This window comes from Duncaniella sp. B8, from assembly GCF_005304985.1.
GTDB lineage: Bacteria > Bacteroidota > Bacteroidia > Bacteroidales > Muribaculaceae > Duncaniella > Duncaniella muris.
Genome location: NZ_CP040121.1, coordinates 1,161,160 through 1,180,274 on the forward strand (window position 1 = coordinate 1,161,160; position 19,115 = coordinate 1,180,274).

Genomic DNA, 19,115 nt, shown 5'->3' on the forward strand with positions numbered 1-19,115 from the left:
CTCTCATTCAAAATTCCGTCACACAATGAAAAAACTCCTCCTTACAGCAACCCTGCTCCTTGCCGGAGCCTTGGGTGCGATGGCCCAGCTCACCGCTGCCGACGCCTTCACATCGGCTCCGCAGAACATATTCCCGCTGCTTGACCGCAACACACGTCTCGATATGGTCGACTACGTGAAGAGCGGCCTGTCAACCCCCTCGCAGAACAGCCTGCAGGGGCGCTCAGCCATAACCGAGATCTCGCCCGAATCACTGACCGTCAAGATGTCAGACTCATCGGCAGCCCAGGTCGCAGTGCTCAAAGGGCAGAAAGGCGATATCATAGCCCTGATAAGCACAGTGGCCACTCCCGGACTCGACTCATCCATCCGCTTCTTTGACAGCAGCTGGCAGCCGCTCGACGGCGCCGCCATGTTCACCAAACCCGGATGGAAGGAATGGCTCACCGACGCCGGACGCGACAACAAGGAAGAAGTCACCATGCAGGTGCCCTTCATGCTCGCCTCCTACCGCATCGACCCGGCCACCTCAGAGCTGACGCTGACCAACAATCTGGCCCGCTTCCTCGACAAAGATGTCTACTCCATGATCGAAAGCTATCTCCGCCCCTCGCTGACTTACAGCTGGAACGGCAAGAAATTCACTGCCCGCTGACCCTCCGCCTCCGGAAGGAACAGCGCACAGCCCTGTCTCCACGGCAGACACATCCGCGACCGCAGCCACAACCGTAGCTGCGGCCGCGTCATTTTCTGCCATTTCCACAGCCTCAGGCGTAGCCGCAGTCCGCTCAGCCTCCGCGCGCTGCAGTTCCCTGACATGCCGGCGCCGTTCGGCAGCCGCACGCGCTCTTGCCGACCGCTCCTTGGCCTTGTCGAGCTCCGGCTGTATCATCTTGAAAATCAAAATCGAATCCAGACCGTCGGCCAGCGTCGGCTCACGCCCCGCAGCAAGATAATCATCCACGTGCCGCAAGCTCTTGGCAGCCTGCTCCGACGGATCGTCCAGATAACTGACAGTCACCCCTATACGGCGTTCAATACCTGCATAAAACTCCTCTGACACCGGCCGGCGCAGCTTCTTAACCTTTCCGCGGCTCTTGCCGCCTGCAAATTTCTTATTCATAGCGATTAAAGTGATCAAAATTATTATTTACGGCAAAGATACGCACCGCCACCCCCCGCCGGGGTGCGATAATGCGGAAATGTTAAGATTTTTTATTGCCCTCCTTTAGAGGGTGTTCGCAATATTTTTTGTAATTTTGGGGCTGATATTCACTATTCTCACATCAATGAACACTAACAGCGTGAAAACCAAATCAATCATATTGCTTGCAGTACTCCTGCTCACCGGAGCTGCCTACGTTTCGGCAGGCACTGACAACGTGGCCGAGGAAGTAGCCTGGGTAGTAGGCGACCAGCCCATCTGGAAATCAGAAATCGAGGAAGCCTATCAGACCATGCTCTACGAAAAAATGCCCATTGCAGGCGACCCCTACTGCGTGATCCCCGAACAGCTCGCCATCGAGAAACTCTATCTCCACCAGGCCGAGCTCGACACCGTGGTAGCCCCTGACAGCTGGGTGATGAACCAGGTCGAAGCCTACCTCAACAACTACATAAACAACTTCGGATCAAAGGAAAAGGTCGAACAATACTTCCACAAGTCCATCCCCGCCATGCGCGAATCGCTGCGCGAAATGATCAGCAACCGCTCACGTGTGCAGCAGGTGCAGCAGAACCTCACCTCCAAGATCAAGGCCACACCGGCCGACGTGCGCCGCTACTTCGAAAAACTGCCCGAAGACAGTGTGCCCTGGGTGCCCCTCCAGGTCGAAGTGCAGATCTTCTCGGTATCTCCCTCTGTCTCACGCGAAGCCGTTGAAGACGTGAAAGCCCGTCTGCGCTCCTTCAGCGACCAGGTCAACAAGGGTGAAAGCCCCTTCTCGACCCTCGCCATCCTCTACTCCGAAGACCCCGGCAGCGCCGTCCGCGGCGGTGAGCTCGGCTTCATGGGCCGAGGCGAGTTAGTGCCTGAATTCGCGGCAGTAGCCTTCAACCTCAACGACCCCAAGAAAGTATCAAAAGTAGTCGAGACCCAGTTCGGCTACCACATCATGCAGCTCATCGAGAAGCGCGGCGACCGCGTCAACGTGCGCCACATACTCCTGCGCCCCAAAGTGGCCGAGAAAGACCTCACCGAGGCCGTCAACCGTCTCGACTCGCTGCGCATGGATATCAACGACGGCAAATTCACCTTCGAGGAAGCCGTCACCGTGCTCTCGCAGGACAAAGACACCAGAAACAACCGAGGCCGCATGGTCAACCCCACCACCGGCTCCACCCGCTTCGAAATGGCCCAGCTGCCCCAGGAAATCTCACGCCTGGTCAACGACATGCAGCCCGGCGACATCTCTCAGCCCTTCATCATGACCGACCCCAAGACCAACCGCGAGAAAGTGGCCTTCGTGAAACTTACCTCACGCATCCCCGGCCACCGCGCCAACATCAGCGACGACTACCAGCTGGTCAAGGACATGTATGAAAACTCACGCCGCGAGGAAGTGCTCAACACCTGGCTCGCCAAAAAAATCAAAAACACCTACATCCGCATCGAAGACGGCTGGAAAAACTGCGACTTCAAACACGACTGGAACAAGCAGCAGTGATGAAACTCTCACCTTTACTGGCACTCGCGGCGCTCGGAATAGTCAGCCTGCCCGCCATGCTCGCACAGGCCCCGAAAGACGGCCCCTCGGCCAAGTCTCCGGCGCCTAAATCAGCCCCGGCGCCCAAGAAAAGCGTCGTAAGGCCGATCATACCCGCGGCTGACCGCCACGACCCCGGAAAAGTGTTTCTCGAAAAAGCTGACCGCCTGATGTTTGACCAGGCGCGCGACTCCGACGTGCAGGTGCTTGTGGGCAACGTCATGTTCCGCAAAGGCGACATGTTCATGTACTGCGACAGCGCCCGCTTCAACGAAGCCACATCGTCGCTCGACGCCTTCAACAACGTCCACATGGAACAGGGCGACACCCTCTTCGTCTACGGCGACGAACTCTACTACAGCGGTGCCGACGAACTGGCCGAACTCCGCGCCTACCCCGGCAAAAAAGTCCGCCTCATCAACCGCGACGTCTCGCTGACAACCGACGTATTTTTCTACGATCTGGCCGAACACGTGGGCTACTACGAGACCGGCGGAACGCTGACCGACAAGCAGAACATACTCAAATCGCTCCAGGGCTACTACTACCCCGACTCGAAAGACGCCTTCTTCTATCTGAACGTAGACCTAACCGGCCCGCGCCCGAATGACACGCTCAGAATGTTTACCGACTCGCTCACCTACAACACCGGTACCAACATAGCCCAGCTGATGTGCGAGACACTTATTGTCAGCAAAGACGGCGAAATAACCTCCACCTCAGGATTTTATGACACCAACGCCGGACTGGCCGACCTCTATGACCGCTCCACGGTCCACACCCGCAGAGGCAACTATCTGACCGGCGACACCCTCTTCTATGACCGCAACAAAGGCTACGGCGAAGCCTTCGGCAACATGATTCTGACAGACTCCGCCAAGCAGTCGGAACTGCGCGGCGACTACGGTTTCTATGACGAGCTGAAAGACTCCGCCTTCATCACCGGCAACGCCCTCGCCCTCGAATACTCCCAGGCCGACACCCTCTACCTCCACGGCGACACCATCTGCGCCTACATGCTCACTGACTCCACGAAAGTCACTGACGTGTTCCACCGTGTGCGCTTCTTCCGCAATGACTGCCAGGGGCTCTGCGACTCGATGAGCGTGGTAGAGCGCGACTCCATATTATATATGTATTACAACCCGATCCTCTGGTATGGCGACAAGCAGATTGTAGGCAACGTCATCTACGCCCATTTCAACGACTCGACAGTCGACTGGGCGCGCCTGCCCGAATCGGGAGTGATCGGACAGCACATAGGCGAAGACTGCTATGACCAGCTCGCCGGCTCCGACATGACCGCCTGGTTCAACGACTCGACAATCCGCCGCCTCTACGTGGAAGGCAACGTGCAGGTGATAATGTTCCCGATGGAAAACGACTCGACCTACAACAAGTTTGTCTTCACCGAAAGCAGCACAATGGATGCCTACTTCAACGGCAACGAGATCGAGAAAATCAACATGTGGCCCGAAACCACCGGCAAGGCCACCCCGCTCTATCTGGCCAAACGCTCGGCCTACTATCTGCCCATGTTCCGCTGGTACGCGCCTCTGCGGCCTATGGCACCCGCCGAAGTCTTCGACTACCCCGCAGAGATGGCCGATCTGAAAGCACAGAAACTCATGGGCAAGATACGCCCCGACGCATACACCGTCCGCGGCACTGCCACCGGACGCCCCAGGCCGCTTGAGCCTGAGCGCACAGCGCTTTCCGCGACACTCCCGGCAGACTCACTGCCCGCCGACTCCCTCTCGCCGGCCTCCAGCCTCCAGCTGCCTGACTCGCTTGGCATTTCAGTGCCTGTGACTCTGCCTGACTCGATTGAGATTCCGGAACCCGTAGCCCTGCCTGACTCAATAGAAATTCCGAAGCCCGCCGATCAGCCTGAGCCAAGCGCACCCGTTGATCCGGCACCCGAAGCACCCGAAACTCCCGATGTGCCCGAAGCACCGTCCGCTCCCACACCCGATGCCCCCGGCACCACTGACATCTACAGAAAGGAGGTGATCTCATGAGCGATATCATCCGCCTTCTCCCCGACTCCGTGGCCAACCAGATTGCCGCCGGAGAAGTGATCCAGCGCCCCGCATCAGTCATCAAAGAGCTTGTAGAGAACTCAATCGACGCCGGAGCCACCTCCGTCACCATCATTCTCAAAGATGCCGGACGCACACTCATCCAGGTGATCGACGACGGCTGCGGCATGAGCGACACCGACGCCCGTCTCGCCTTCGAACGCCACGCCACCTCGAAAATAAGCCGCGCCGACGACCTTTTCAGCCTCTCTACAATGGGTTTCCGAGGCGAAGCCCTGGCCTCGATCGCAGCCATAGCCCAGGTTGACCTGCGCACAATGCTCAAAGGCGAGAGCGTAGGCACCCGCCTGACCATCAGCGGATCAAAGGTAGAGAGCCAGAAGCCCGAAGCCTGCGCGCCGGGAAGCAACCTGATGGTCAAAAACCTGTTTTTCAACGTGCCCGCGCGCCGCAAGTTTCTAAAGAAAGACTCCGTTGAACTCAGCAACATCATGCGCGAGTTCGAACGCCTCGCGCTTGTCAACATCGGCGTGGACTTCACCCTGATCAGCAACGACACCACCCTCCACGCCCTGCGCCGCGCATCGCTCAAACAACGCATCTCAGACCTATTCGGCAAATCGCTCGGAAAGCAGATCATACCCGTAGAGACCGACACCTCGATTGTCCGCATCAACGGCTTCATAGGGCTCCCGGAAAACGCCCGCAAGCGCAATCCGCTGCAATATTTCATGGTCAACGGCCGCAACATGCGCCACCCCTACTTCCACAAGGCCATCATGCAGTGCTACGAACGCCTGATTCCCGCCGACGAGCAGCCCAACTACTTCATAAATCTCACCGTCGACCCGGAGACTATCGACGTCAACATCCATCCGACCAAAAACGAAATCAAGTTCGAGAACGAACAGCCTATATGGCAGATACTCAGCGCCGCCGTGCGCGAGTCGCTCGGACGCTTCAACGCCGCGCCGGCCATTGACTTCGACGTGGAAGACGCTCCGGAGATACCGGCCTTCGTGCCAGACACAAGCGCTACCCACGAAGTGGAGCTTGACGACAGCTACAACCCCTTCGCCCAGGGCTCAGGCGGAGCTCGGAGAGTGTCGAAAATGTCGGCCATCGCCGATGACCAGGAGCCCTATTCCCCCTTCGCCCCCTCAGGCAACACAGCTGACAGCCCGTCATTCCGGACCGCAGACCCGTCGGCCCCCCGGCAGCCGCAGACCCGCCGGCGGAGCTCCAACTTCCAGGACTGGGAAAAACTCTATGACGACTTCATCAAAAAACGCGATGACGGCTATGCCTCGATGGTCGAAAGCAAAGTCAACCTCCCGGAAGCCGAAAGCGAGCTTGAGATGGAGAGCGGAGAAGTGACATCAGCCACCCTGCAGCTCAAAAACTCCTACATTCTGACCCCCTCGCGCGACGGACTGATGGTGATCGACCAGCACCGCGCCCACAAACGCATACTCTACGAGACATATCTCTCCAAGGCCCGCGAACACAGCTTCGTCTGCCAGAACACCATGTTTCCGGAGACCGTAGAGCTGTCAGCCGCGCAGAACGCCGTGCTCGCCGGCATAGCCCCCGAACTCGAAAACCTCGGATTCAGCATATCGCCCCTCGGCGACAACACCTGGAGCATCATGGGCATACCCTCGATTCTCAAAGACGCCAATCCGCGCGACACCCTGCTCGGAATGATCGAAAACATCACCGACAGCGGCGAAGACCTTGCCACAGGACTTCAGGAACGTCTGGCCATGTCGATGGCCCGCAGCAGCGCCATCAAGCGCGGACAGGCTCTGAGCGCCGCCGAGATGGACAAGCTCATCAGCGACCTCTTCCGCCTGACCTCGCCCGGACTGACCCCCGAAGGCAACACAGTGTTCACCATCATCAAGCTCGATGACATCTCAAAACTCCTTGGCTGACAAGACTATGACTGACGCGCTGAAAAGAATGGCCATCATGATCGCAGCCATGCTCCTGAGCCTGGCCGCCTCGGCGCAGCTCCCCTCGGAGACTCCGCGCATCTCGCTGCTGACCGCCCATGCAGGCGCGGAGATCTATCAGCTCGAAGGCCACACGGCCCTGCGCATCGTCCACCCCGACCGCGGAGACTACGTGGTCAACTGGGGGCTTTTCGACTTCGCCGCCCCAAACTTCGTCTACCGCTTCGTCAAAGGCGAGACCGACTATCTGGCCGGAGCCTCCTCCACCGACCGTTTTCTTGAAATCTACCGCCGCGAAGGGCGCAAGGTGGTGGAGCAGACGCTTGATCTCACCCCGGAGGAAGCTCTCAGGGTGGTGGAGCTTACCGACCTGAATCTCAGACCTGAAAACCGCGTCTACCGCTACAACTACGTGCTTGACAACTGCGCCACCCGCCCCCTGGCCGTCATAGAGAAAGCCATAGGCGACAGCCTGCGGTTCGGCTCCGACGGGCTCAGGCGCGAACCGTCGTTCCGCGAGGCCATGCGCTCGTATCACCGCGACTATCCCTGGTATCAGTTCGGCATAGACCTCGCCCTCGGAAGCGGCATAGACCGCCCCATAAGCCTGCGCGAGGAAGCTTTCGCCCCTGTGAAACTCGAACTTATGCTCGAACAGGCCACCCGGCCTGACGGACGGCGCATAGCCGCCCCGGCCGTCTGCCTTGTCAGGGAAAAAGACGGAAGAGTGCTGCTTCCCCCCACTCCGTGGTATCTCGGCCCGATGTTCTGGAGCCTCGTGGTGCTCGCACTGGCCCTCGCAGTCTCCGCCGGGCAGCTCAGAAGCCGCCGGCGCACCGCCGCAAGCCGCATTTTCGACAGCATCTACTTCACGCTGCTCGGTCTGACGGGCTGCGTCATAGCCTTTCTGGTCTTCGTCTCGGTCCATGAGGCCACCTCGCCCAACTGGCTGTTTCTCTGGATCAACCCCCTGTGTCTGACCGCCGCAGTGGCCGTCTGGTCAAAAAGACTTGAAAAGTTGTCGGTCTGCTATCAATTTGTTAACTTTGCACTCCTGATGGCACTCGCAGTCATTCTGCTCTGCGGAGTGCAGTCGCCCAACCCGGCCTTCATCCCCCTCATGGCGGCTGACGGCGTCAGGGCTCTGACCACCATATACACCTACTACCGAAACCGCCGATGTCAGCACGCAAAAGCCACCCGATAAGCACCCGGCTTGCCTCAGTGCTCGTTGTCTCACTCGCGACAATGGGCATTCTCGCCCACGCTCAGCAGACAGCACCCCGCCCCGCCACCGCCCAGCGCCCGCAGCTCGTGGTCGGCATCTTCGTGGAGGGCCTTTCTGCCGACTACATCAACCTGCTCCGCGACAACTTCGGCAAAGACGGCTTCAACCGTTTCATCCGTGACGGCGTCAGCATCGAGAACGTGGACTTCGGTCCCGGCATCGACGCCACGGCCGCCACAGCCATGCTGATGACAGGCGCCGCCCCCGGAGTCAACGGCATACCCGCCGCAAGGGTCTGGGACAACAACACGAAATCAGACTACCCGATACTGCTCGATCCGGCCAAGATAGGCAATTTCACCGACGAAACCTTCTCGCCGGGAGCGCTGAAAGTATCGACCGTCAGCGACGAGGTGCGCATCTCGGACGGCGGTCTGGGTCTGGTCCACTCGGTGGCACCCGACGCCCAGGTGGCCATCATCCTCGCCGGCCACGCCGGCAACAGCGGCTTCTGGCTCAACGACACGAACGGCAAATGGTGCACGTCGACCTTCTACCGCGACGTGCCCGCCGCCATAGCCAAACGCAACTACGGAGTGACGCTGGCCTCGCGCCTCGACACCCTGGCCTGGACACCCTCTATGGCGCTTGACCGCTATCCTGACCTGCCCGACTACAAGAAACTATACCCCTTCCGCCATACCTTCCCCGCGCGTGAGACCGACCGCTTCAAGGCCTTCAAGACCTCGGCGCCGGGCAACCGCGAAGTGGCCGCCATAGGCCTCGACTACATCACGTCGCTGAAACTCGGCACCCGCGGAGTCACTGACATGCTCAACCTCGGCTTCAACGTGTCGCCCTATCAGTACGGACGCGAGGCCGACAACCGCATCGAGACAATGGACGCCTATCTGCGTCTCGACTCCGACATAGCCCACATTGTCCGCGCCGTGGAGAAAGGTCCCGGCATGGCCAATTCGGTGATCTTCATAGCCGGCACCCCGGCCCCGACCGGCGGAAAGCGTGACGAGGAGCGCTGGAACATACCTTCCGGCCAGTTCTCGCCCCGCAAGGCCACATCGCTGCTCAACATGTATCTCATGGCCATCCACGGCAACGGAGACTATGTGAGCGGCTATCACAACGGCTACTTCTTCCTCAACCGCAAACTTCTGAAAGACCGCAATATAGACGAGAGCTCAATACGCCGGGAAGCGGCAGACTTCCTTGCGCGCATGAGCGGAGTCAGCGCAGTCTACACCCTCGACGATATCATGGCGCGCCGCGCGGGCGACGAACCTCTGGCCCTGCAGCGCAACACATCGCCCGTCCATGCCGGCGACCTCCTTGTGATGGTCAATCCCGGCTGGGAGATTTCCGATTCGGCGGACGATGAAGTGAACAAAACACAGAATCCGGTCGTTAGATGCGTGGCGACAACCTCGCCCGTCTATATTCTCGCGCCCGCGGTCAGCACGCAGAGCATCGACTCGACAGTCGACGCACGGGCCATAGCCCCGACTGTCACCCGCCTGCTCCGCATCAGGTCGCCCAACGCGGCCTCGGTGCCCCCACTGCGCCTTTCGGCCGTGCGCTGACCGCACACACGCCCCCATCCTCTCCCCCTCCTTTTTTTTTCATCACTCTTTCAGAAAACAAACTTCATCATCAATATGTCTTTACAATCATTTCTCACCAAGATTTTTGGCAACAAATCGACCCGCGACCTCAAGGAGATCGAGCCAATTGTAAAAAAAATCGAGGCTCTTGAGCCTGAGGTGAAACAACTTACCATAGACCAGCTGCGCGAGCGCATCCAGAACGTGCGCGACGACATCCGCCAGGCCATAACCGCCGAGCAGGAGGAAAACGCCCGCCTCAAGGTTGAAGTGGAAGAACTTCCCTTTGACGAACGCCAGCCGGTCTGGGACAAGATCGACCGCAACGAGAAGACCATGCTCGACACGATCGAGGACAAGCTCAACCAGCATCTGCCCGAAGTCTTCGCAGTGGTCCGCGAGACAGCCGCCCGCTTTGCGGCCAACGAGACCATCGTGGTCAAGGCCACCGAGCTTGACCGCGAACTGGCCGCCCAGGGCAAGGACTTCGTAAGCATCGACGGCGACAACGCCATCTGGAAAAACCACTGGCTCGCCGGCGGCAACGAAATCATCTGGGACATGATCCACTACCGCGTGCAGCTCATAGGCGGTATAGTGCTCCATCAGGGCAAGATAGCCGAGATGGCTACCGGTGAAGGCAAGACCCTCGTGGCTACCCTCCCGGTGTTCCTGCGCTCGCTCTCAGGCCGCGGAGTCCACGTGGTGACCGTCAACGACTACCTCTCCAAGCGTGACTCGGAGTGGATGGGACCGCTCTACATGTTCCACGGATCGACTGTGGACTGCATAGACAAGCACCAGCCCAACACCGCCGCGCGCCGCGCCGCCTACAACTGTGACATCACTTTCGGAACCAACAACGAGTTCGGTTTCGACTATCTGCGCGACAACATGGCCATGTCGCCCGCCGACATGGTGCAGCGCAAACACTACTATGCGATCGTCGACGAGGTCGACTCAGTGCTCATCGACGACGCCCGCACACCGCTCATCATCTCCGGTCCGGTTCCCAAGGGCGACGACCAGCTCTTCGACCAGTACCGCCCCAACGTAGAGAAGGTGGTCGAGGCCCAGCGCCGTCTGGTCACCAAAATCCTTGCCGAAGCCAAGACCAAGATCGCTTCAGACGACAAGGAGACCCGCAAGGAAGGCGCCCTGCTTCTCTACCGTGCGTTCAAGGGTCTTCCCAAGAACGGCGCCCTCATCAAGTTCCTCTCTCAGGAAGGCATGAAGAACCTCATGCTTGAGACCGAGGCCTACTATCTGCAGGACAACAAGCGCGAGATGCCTAAGGTAACCGACCCGCTCTACTTCGTCATCGACGAGAAAAACCGCAGCGTGGAACTGACAGACAAGGGTATCGACGAGCTGACCGGCAAGACTGACGACCCGCAGTTCTTCGTGCTCCCCGACATAGCATCGCAGCTTTCGGAGACCGAGCATATCGAGAACGCCGCCGAGCGCCAGCAGCGCAAAGACGAGCTGATGCAGGACTATGCCGTGAAGGCCGAGCGCGTCCACACCGTCACCCAGCTTCTGAAGGCCTACACGCTCTTCGAGAAGGATGTGGAATACGTGATTGACGAAGGCAAGATCAAGATCGTCGACGAGCAGACAGGCCGTATCATGGAAGGCCGCCGCTACAGCGACGGTCTGCACCAGGCCATCGAGGCCAAGGAGCATGTGAAGGTCGAAGCCGCCACCCAGACATTCGCCACCATCACCCTGCAGAACTACTTCCGCATGTATCACAAGCTTGCGGGCATGACCGGTACGGCCGAGACCGAAGCCGGCGAGTTCTGGGACATCTATAAGCTCGATGTTGTCACTATCCCGACCAACAAGCCGATAGCGCGCATCGACATGAACGACCGAGTCTACAAGACCAAGAAGGAGAAATATGCCGCCGTTATCGAGGAGATCCAGGATCTCGTGTCGAAAGGCCGTCCGGTGCTGGTGGGTACCACTTCGGTTGAAATCTCCGAGCTTCTGAGCCGAATGCTTACCATGCGCCACATCCCCCACAATGTGCTCAACGCCAAGCTCCACCAGAAGGAGGCCGAGATCGTGGCCCATGCCGGCAAGAAAGGCATGGTGACCATAGCCACCAACATGGCGGGCCGCGGTACCGACATCAAGCTCACCCCTGAGGTGAAGGCTGCGGGCGGTCTGGCCATCATCGGCACCGAGCGCCACGAATCGCGCCGCGTCGACCGCCAGCTGCGCGGCCGTTCAGGCCGTCAGGGCGACCCCGGATCATCGGTGTTCTACGTTTCGTTCGAAGACCAGCTGATGCGTCTCTTCGCCACTGACCGTGTGATGAAGATGCTTGACACTCTGGGGCTGGAAGAGGGCGAGCGCATTGAGAGCGGCATGGTGACCAACGCTATCGGCAACGCCCAGAAGCGAGTGGAGGAAAACAACTTCGGTATCCGCAAACGCCTGCTTGAGTATGACGACGTGATGAACAAGCAGCGTACCTATATTTATAACCGCCGCCACCATGCCCTGCTTGGCGAACGCATCGGCATCGACATCGCCAACATGATGTGGGATATCATCGAGAACCTCGTCAACAACTACAGCCCGGCTGAATATGAAGAGCTGAGCATGGAGCTGCTGCGGGTGCTCACCATCGAGGCTCCTTTCACCGAGGAGGAATACCGCAACATGTCGAAGGAAGATGCTATCGAGAAGATCCACACCGCTGCCCAGGAGGCTTTTGACCGCAAGGGCCAGAGAATTCTCGACGTGGCTCAGCCGGTGATCACCGACTGCGTTGAAAACCGTGGTTTCAAGGGCCGCATCGCGGTTCCGATGACTGACGGCAAGCGATTCTTCAATCTGGTGGTAGATATCGACGAGGCTTACCGTACGGGCTGCAAGTCGATCGTCAAGGAATGGCACAAGGCTGTGCTGCTTGTGAGCATCGACGAGCTCTGGAAAGAGCATCTCCGCGAGCTCGACCAGCTGCGCCAGAGTGTGCAGAATGCGTCATACGAGCAGAAGGATCCGCTGGTGATCTATAAGGTAGAGTCGTTCCATCTCTTCGAGGCTATGCTCAACAATCTTAACGTTAAGGCTATGGCTACTCTGATGCGCGGCCAGATCTATGTGCAGCAGCCGGCACCCCGGCAGGAGGCTCCGGCGGAGAATGCCGAGGGTGAGGCAGCAGCGGCCGAGGACGAGGGCGCAGAGGCTCCCCGTCAGCAGACTGAGGCCCCCAGGCCGCAGCCTAAGGTTGAGCGCGCTATGCCTGAACGTGCGAACGATTACTCGAAATACCGCGCAAGCCGCGAGAATCTGCCCGGCGAGGCCGCTCAGCGTGCGGCAGCCCAGGGTGCCGGTCAGCAGCGTGTGGCGCCTCAGCCGGTGAAGGCCGGTCCGCGCATCAACCGCAATGATCCCTGTCCCTGCGGTTCGGGCAAGAAGTATAAGAACTGTCACGGCAAGGGTCTCTGACCCCGGTGCCGGCGGCTGCCATGCGGCGGCCCAGACTTAGAATAAACAAGTATTGCAGGGGCGCTTCTGAACTGATGCGCCCCTGCCTTATAAAATAAACCGCTAAACTATCCATGATGAAAAAACTTTTGTTTTCAGTGCTTATAGCCGCCAGTGTGGTTTCGGTCTCATGCACGAAGCGCGTGGAGGGTATTCTGCGCGAGGAGCCTGCCGAGATTTCAAAGAAGGAGGCTGTGAAGATCAGATCTTACTATGAGGAGCAGCTCGCTACGGCTGAGGCTCTGCTTAACGATGGTAAGACGGCTGAGCTTGAGGCTTACCTGAAGGGCCCGGATTGGGCTCTTGCCGAGCGCTGCCACAGCAAACTCACCCAACTCCCCCCGGAACTGGCTACAGAGATGAATATAGCCGGTCTGGAGATAAATTTCGTGGCCTTTGTCAATAAGGTTATCGAGAAGGGTATTCCTCTGAGGGAAGTGGAGGAGGAGTGAGAGACTTGGGAGGCTTTTTTGAGAGCTTTGGGAGGCCTTTTTGAGAGCTCTGGGAGTTCTGGGAGAACTGGGAGTTCTGAGAATCTTTTTTGAAAGCTCTGAGAGCTCCCAAAGCACCCAAAGCTCCCAAAGCTCCCAGCTCTCCCAGAGCTCCCAAAGCTCCCAACTCTCCCAAAAACTCCCAAAACTCCCAGCTCTCCCAGAACTCCCAAAAACTCCCAAAAGCTCCCAAAGCTCCCAAAAATAAAACTTCAAACCTATCCTAAAAAAACTCAATTATCATGCAATCTTCCTTTCTTCCTCAACGTGGTCATTACAAAAGCCTGATCGTCTATCAGAAGGCTGAGTGTATCTATGATGTCACTTATATGTTTGCCCACCGTTTTCTGTCAAGAGGTGACAGGACTGTCGATCAGATGATTCAGGCGGCGCGATCGGGCAAACAGAATATCGCTGAGGGCTGTGCGGCTTCGTCTACTTCACGCGAGACTGAAATCAAGCTTTATAATGTCGCCAAGGCGAGCCTCCAGGAGCTGTTGGCGGACTATGAGGACTTTCTGCGTGTCAGAAGCCTCTGCCAGTGGGAACTGTCTGACCCTCGAAGCATACGCACCAGAAAGGGATGCTCTGAGCACTGCGATTCCGCTTTCTATCGCAATTCACTGCAAAATTCAAGCGAGGAGACTATCGCAAATATAGCCATAACTCTGATTCATCAGGTGGATATTCTTCTCCACCGTCTCATCGAACGGGCCAAAAAGAATTTCCTTGAAGAAGGCGGTATCAGAGAACAAATGACCCGCCACAGACTGGAATATCGCAAAAACAATCCAAAATAAGAATTCAATACCGCTATAAATGACAAGAGGGAAAGCTCAGTTTTAAGCTTTCCCTCTTGTTTTCTATAATACTAATTCTATTTCTTAATCTACAAATTTTATAAACTTAGTATTCTTAAGACCTGATACGCTGCAATAGTTCAGGATGTCACCTTGCAACAACACGCATTTACCCAAATTTGTCGGATTTGCATCCAATGCCAATGTCGCTCTTACAGCTGCCGGCAACTGTACGGGAATACAAAGGTTATAATCTTTGCAATCAGCCGTCGGAGCTAAAACAAGGTTTGTATTCACAGCGCCTTCTGCTGTAAATTGGGTATTTGAAAGCACTGTTTTGTTTGACGGCATAAAACCGACTATATAACCTTTTACATAGACACTTTTGCAACCTTCAGCAGGGGTGGTCTTATCAGTTGCGTTAAGGGCAATCACTTTGGCTACTGAATAGGGATCTGCTTCTGTTCCACTTCCATCAGCGGGGCCGGGGGTGGGGGTTGGATCTACGGGGCCGGGATTTTCACCGCCGCCGGCGTTGAGCTTGACGTTGGTCACACACCAGGTGGCGTACTGGGTGTCAGTTGTGGCATAGTAGCGGAAGCCGATGTAGACGATGCCGCTGAATGAGCTGAGGTCAAGCTCGCCTGAGTTGAGCCATGAAGAGTAGCCGCTGTCAGGTGCTGTAGGGAGCGCGGGGTTGAGCTTGGTCTTGGTGGCTGTGGCAGGATCGGCCGAGGTCATTACGTAGACTTCAAAGACGGTGGTTGTTGAGCCGTAGCCGTTGACCTGGGTGTCAAAGGAGAGTTTCTTGTCAGTGACTTTCGAGAGGTCTACAGCGGGGCTGATGAGCCATGAGTCGTAAGGCGGGGTGGTGCCTTTGTAACCGGTGCATGCCGCATAGGGAAGGTCGTTGAAGACGGTGGCATACCAGGCTTTGTCGCCGGCGGCTTTGACGAGGGTCCAGTCAGCGGGGATCTGCTTGTTGGGGAAGGTTTCATCAAGCGAGGTCACGGCGTTGCCGGGGGTGGGGTCTACGGGGGTGTCACCTCCGGAGATGGTTCCGTCGGTGAGGTTCCAGATAGCGATTCGGTCTTTGTTGACTGCTTGGCCTGAGGGGCATTCGTTGATGATTTCGAGGACGTAGGAGCCGGTGATATTGAAGTCGTGGCTGTAGACGCATTTCTCGAATTTAGTGATGCCTGACTTTTCAAGGATGTCGGAGGCTACTATGGTGCCGTTCTGCTTGATGTTGATGGTCAGTTTGGCTTTGCCGTTGTCATTGAACACCTGGGTGTAGTAGAACGAGAGGGTCTTGAGACCTCCTGAGAGTGTGGGTGAGGTGAGTATGCCGGGCTTGGAGGTGTTGCCGTTGAGGCCTACGGCGAATACAGAGGCGTCGCCGAAGACTTTGAACACGGGGCTTGCGTCTGAGTCACCTCCGCGGAGGAGCTGCGAGTTGGTTGCGGTCCAGCCGGTGGCCGAGGTGAGGTTGACGTAGTAGCCGGTGGCTTCGCCGTTGTTCATGGTGTTGAAGTCGGGGTCGAGGTTGCCGCCGGTGTCGGGGATGTCGAGTCCGTCGATGCGGAAGTTGGCGGCTGCGCCGTTGTTGCCGGTGAGGGCTGCCATGTCAAGAAGGGTTCCGAGGTTGCCTTTGAGCCAGATCTGCGCCTTGTAGTTGCCGGGGTTGTCGGCGAGGTTGCCGTACTGGCGGAGGGGCGAGTCCTGGGGAAGAGATACGACCATGCACTTGGTCCAGTCTTTGCATTCGGGGTCTGAGGCTATGACGAGGGTGTTGTCAAGGTCTACTTCGGCACCGAACTGGATGTCGGTATTGGAGGTCACAGACTGTACGCCTGGAGCTACGGCACCAACGATGTAGCCTGTGAGCCAGATGTTGTTGTCTGAGCCTCCGCCGTTGATTACCGATACGGCTTCATCTACGGTGTAGGGGTTGTCTTCGGCTCCGGGGCCCTGGGTGGGGTTGCCGACGTTCATGCAGCCCTTGCGGTCGATGAGGGTGAGCTGCCAGCCGCCATTTGAGTGATAGCCGAGGATGCCGACGATGTCGAAGTGGCCTTCGGGTAGGACGTCGGAGTAGAAGTTGGAGTAGCCGCTTGTGCGTACCACCATCGAGCTTCCGTCAGAGAGGGTGAGTGTGCGGTTGACAGTTTCCTTGCTTGTGGCGAAGGTTTCCTTGCCGCCGTCGGCGAAGTAGCAGTCGTTGAAACGCACGAGCTGGCTCTGCCATTTCACGAGGGTGGCGGCGCCGCCTCCTGAGATTTCAGAGAGCGAGCGGATGGTGATGGTGTCGAGATCGGCGGGAGCGGGCAGGCCCTGCATCTGGACATGCTGTTCGAAGAATTCGTAGGGCATGAAGGTGGTCTGTGCGCCGTATGACTCGGAGTCTTCGGGGAAGCCGAGCTGCTGGAGACCTGCGTATTTGCCGACTGTCATGCCGGTTACGTCGATGACGAGTTCCTGTCCGCGACGATATTTGTTGTTCATCGAGTTGGCGTTGATGCTCATTGCGAGCGCGCCGGTTGCGTCCTGGATGATGAGCGACTTGTAGATGTTGCCTGAAGCGTCAGATGAGATCACGCGGCCTTTGACGAGCACACGCTTGCCGTCAGCCGCGGCACCTACGGTGGCGTAGTAGTTTTCAGCATCCTGCCAGTATTCGGTCTTGAAGTCGTTGATCGACATGAGCTGATAGTTCTCGCTGTCGGCAAGCCAGGCCGAGGAGGGAGAGGACATTGCGGGATCGTCGAAATCGTCCTGGCAAGCGGTGAAGCCCAGGGTCGCGGCGAAGAGGAGTCCTATGTATTTATTGAATATTCTCATAATTTTCAGAGTATCTTTGGATTATTACTCGGTAATCTTAAGGTTTTTGACTCTCCAGGTGTCAGCTCCTTCAGCAGAAGAGCCGTATTTGAATCCAACCTGGATCTTCTTGCCGGCATAGGCCGAGAGGTCGATCTCACCGGCTGAGACGAAGTCCCAGCTTCCGGCTGCGGGCCATGCGGGAACTGTCAGTTCAGTCCAGTCCGAGGCACCTTCCTCGCGGACAACCACCGAGCAGAGAGTGCGGAGTGTGGTCTGGAATTTGGCGGTCTGATCGAAGGTCATTTTGGCCGAAGTGACGGCTGTAAGGTCGATGACGGGTGAGCAGGCGTAGGCAGTGGCGGGATAGGCCACGCCGCCTACAAAGGCGCTTGCGTTGAGATAGTAGAGACCGTTGTAGCTTTTCCAGGCCCAGATTTCGTTGACGTTTTCGGCCGAGTTGTCTTCAAAGGTCCAGTCGATCGAAGTGGCGTTTTCAGAGAGGCCGCTGTAGATTGCATCGCCTGCCACCGGGGGATTGACGGGGGTGTCAGGGGTGACGGGATGGTTTGCGGTGGTCTCGATGAGCACGTTTCTGATCTGCCATGTTCCGGCCTTGGAGGCTGTGGAGGTGTAGTGGAAGCCGATTTCGACTTTCTTGCCGATGAAGGCCGCAAGGTCAATGTCGCCTGAGTTTGCGAAGTTCCATGACATTGAGGCCGGATAGGCGGGAACCGAGAGGACGGTCCATGCGGTTGTTCCGGCTTCACGGATGCAGACGGAGGTCTCGGTCTTGGCAGTTTCGATGCTGGCGAAGAAGTTGAGGGCCTGGTCGAAGCTCAGGAAGGCTGCTGACTGGGCCGAGAGGTCGATTTCGGGCGACACGAGCCATGAGTCAGAAGCGTAGTTGGCTTTGTTGATGTAGGCTGTGGCGATAGCGTATTTGTGGGAGTCGTATTTCCAGATTTCAGACACACCTTCAGGGAGGAGGTCATTGACGGCTTTGAATTTGCCGAGGCCTGTAGCGAAGGTTTCAGAGAAGATTGCATCGCCTGAAGGGCCTGAGGGGGCATCCACGAATTCAAATCCGTCGATACAGCCTGACTGTGGGTCCATGACGGTGAGCTGCCAGGTGCCGTTGTAGTAGCCGAGGATAGCCACAACAGATCCGGTGCCTTTGGGTAGGATCTGTGAGGCGAATTTTGACTTGTCGCTTGTGCGGACAGTGATTGAATTGCCTTCAGCGTCCTTGAGAGTGCGGTTGGTTGATCCGGTCTGGCCGGGGTTGTTACACCAAGCCTCCTGGCCGCCGCCGTCAAAGCTTACGTTTTCGATCTTGACGAGCTGACACTGCCACTGGATGAGTTTTTCCTTGTCGTTTTTCCAGGCTTCGAGGTCGGAGATCTTGACGGTGTATGGCTCGGCGTCTGTCGCAGCGGGTAGACCCTGGCGCTGTGCGCGGCGGATGAATTCTTCCTTGTCCATGCCGCCAAGGCTTGTCGATCCGGTGTTGGGGTTGGTGTACCAGACGCCGATCTGCATCTGGGTTCCGTAGCCGCCCACGAGGAGGCCGGTGACGTTGATGCGCACTTCCTGGCCCATGTGGTAGCTCTCATTGAGATCGTAGCCGTAGATGCGGAAGTCCATCGCGCCGCTTTCGTCGCGGACGTAGATGCGCTGGTAGACGTTGCCGCTCTGGTCTGATGATATGACACGTCCGGCGAGGATGATGCTGTCACCGTCGGCGTTGACGGGGATGGTCTCCGGAGTGTTGTTCTGAGCCGCATTCCAGAAAAGTTCCTTGAATTCGGCGATCGAAGTGTTGGCCTCGTAGGTGGCCACGGGTACAATCACCGGCGGACGGTCGAGGTCGTCGTCGCAGCTGACGAGAGCGCCAGATGTGGCGGCGACGGCGAGCACGGCGAATATTGATTTATATAGCTTCATA

General features: G+C 57.7%; 11 protein-coding genes. 9 read left to right on the forward strand and 2 right to left on the reverse strand.

Going from position 1 to position 19,115, the window contains the following annotated elements:
* The first annotated feature begins 25 nt into the window (after window positions 1–25).
* The 9 genes from FDZ78_RS05205 (at window position 26) to FDZ78_RS05250 (ending at window position 14,347) form a co-directional block, all read left to right on the forward strand.
* Window positions 26–655: a DUF3256 family protein gene (locus FDZ78_RS05205; protein ID WP_107032943.1), complete on the forward strand. Its 630-nt coding sequence runs from the start codon at window positions 26–28 to the stop codon at window positions 653–655.
* Between the two features lie 634 nt (window positions 656–1,289).
* Entirely contained in the window at window positions 1,290–2,666 is a 1,377-nt protein-coding gene (locus FDZ78_RS05210) for a peptidylprolyl isomerase (protein ID WP_107032945.1), read from the forward strand.
* A complete protein-coding gene (locus tag FDZ78_RS14725; RefSeq protein WP_136408162.1) occupies window positions 2,666–4,726 on the forward strand; it encodes an OstA-like protein in 2,061 nt (686 codons plus the stop codon). Before FDZ78_RS05210 ends, FDZ78_RS14725 begins: the two co-directional genes overlap by 1 nt.
* On the forward strand, window positions 4,723–6,684 hold the full coding sequence (mutL, locus tag FDZ78_RS05220) for a DNA mismatch repair endonuclease MutL (protein ID WP_136408163.1): 1,962 nt from the start codon (window positions 4,723–4,725) through the stop codon (window positions 6,682–6,684). The genes FDZ78_RS14725 and mutL overlap by 4 nt, the downstream gene beginning before the upstream one ends.
* Window positions 6,677–7,912: a DUF4105 domain-containing protein gene (locus FDZ78_RS05225; RefSeq protein WP_168181947.1), complete on the forward strand. Its 1,236-nt coding sequence runs from the start codon at window positions 6,677–6,679 to the stop codon at window positions 7,910–7,912. Before mutL ends, FDZ78_RS05225 begins: the two co-directional genes overlap by 8 nt.
* The gene (locus tag FDZ78_RS05230) at window positions 7,885–9,531 is read left to right on the forward strand and encodes an alkaline phosphatase family protein (RefSeq protein WP_136408165.1); all 1,647 of its coding nucleotides are present in this window, start codon (window positions 7,885–7,887) and stop codon (window positions 9,529–9,531) included. The genes FDZ78_RS05225 and FDZ78_RS05230 overlap by 28 nt, the downstream gene beginning before the upstream one ends.
* 75 nt (window positions 9,532–9,606) lie before the next feature.
* Window positions 9,607–13,017, forward strand: coding sequence for a preprotein translocase subunit SecA (gene secA / locus FDZ78_RS05235; protein ID WP_136408166.1), 3,411 nt, complete (start codon window positions 9,607–9,609; stop codon window positions 13,015–13,017).
* A gap of 113 nt (window positions 13,018–13,130) precedes the next feature.
* Window positions 13,131–13,508, forward strand: coding sequence for a hypothetical protein (locus FDZ78_RS05240; protein WP_107032951.1), 378 nt, complete (start codon window positions 13,131–13,133; stop codon window positions 13,506–13,508).
* A 281-nt stretch (window positions 13,509–13,789) separates the two neighbouring features.
* The gene (locus FDZ78_RS05250; protein ID WP_107032952.1) at window positions 13,790–14,347 is read left to right on the forward strand and encodes a four helix bundle suffix domain-containing protein; all 558 of its coding nucleotides are present in this window, start codon (window positions 13,790–13,792) and stop codon (window positions 14,345–14,347) included.
* 84 nt (window positions 14,348–14,431) lie between these two features.
* On the opposite strand, the gene FDZ78_RS05255 is transcribed toward FDZ78_RS05250, so the two are convergent.
* Window positions 14,432–17,188: a DUF5689 domain-containing protein gene (locus tag FDZ78_RS05255; protein WP_136408168.1), complete on the reverse strand. Its 2,757-nt coding sequence runs from the start codon at window positions 17,186–17,188 to the stop codon at window positions 14,432–14,434.
* 24 nt (window positions 17,189–17,212) lie between these two features.
* Window positions 17,213–19,114 carry a DUF5689 domain-containing protein gene (locus FDZ78_RS05260; RefSeq protein ID WP_123397959.1) on the reverse strand — a complete coding sequence of 634 codons (1,902 nt, stop codon included), beginning with the start codon at window positions 19,112–19,114 and terminating at the stop codon, window positions 17,213–17,215.
* Window position 19,115 lies beyond the last annotated feature (1 nt).

Coding starts and splice junctions, on each gene's coding strand:
- FDZ78_RS05205 (WP_107032943.1), top strand. CDS start 26: ATGAAAAAACTCCTCCTTACAGCAACCCTGCTCCTTGCCGGAGCCTTG.
- FDZ78_RS14725 (WP_136408162.1), top strand. CDS start 2,666: ATGAAACTCTCACCTTTACTGGCACTCGCGGCGCTCGGAATAGTCAGC.
- FDZ78_RS05210 (WP_107032945.1), top strand. CDS start 1,290: ATGAACACTAACAGCGTGAAAACCAAATCAATCATATTGCTTGCAGTA.
- FDZ78_RS05260 (WP_123397959.1), bottom strand. CDS start 19,114: ATGAAGCTATATAAATCAATATTCGCCGTGCTCGCCGTCGCCGCCACA.
- secA (WP_136408166.1), top strand. CDS start 9,607: ATGTCTTTACAATCATTTCTCACCAAGATTTTTGGCAACAAATCGACC.
- FDZ78_RS05255 (WP_136408168.1), bottom strand. CDS start 17,188: ATGAGAATATTCAATAAATACATAGGACTCCTCTTCGCCGCGACCCTG.
- mutL (WP_136408163.1), top strand. CDS start 4,723: ATGAGCGATATCATCCGCCTTCTCCCCGACTCCGTGGCCAACCAGATT.
- FDZ78_RS05240 (WP_107032951.1), top strand. CDS start 13,131: ATGATGAAAAAACTTTTGTTTTCAGTGCTTATAGCCGCCAGTGTGGTT.
- FDZ78_RS05250 (WP_107032952.1), top strand. CDS start 13,790: ATGCAATCTTCCTTTCTTCCTCAACGTGGTCATTACAAAAGCCTGATC.
- FDZ78_RS05230 (WP_136408165.1), top strand. CDS start 7,885: ATGTCAGCACGCAAAAGCCACCCGATAAGCACCCGGCTTGCCTCAGTG.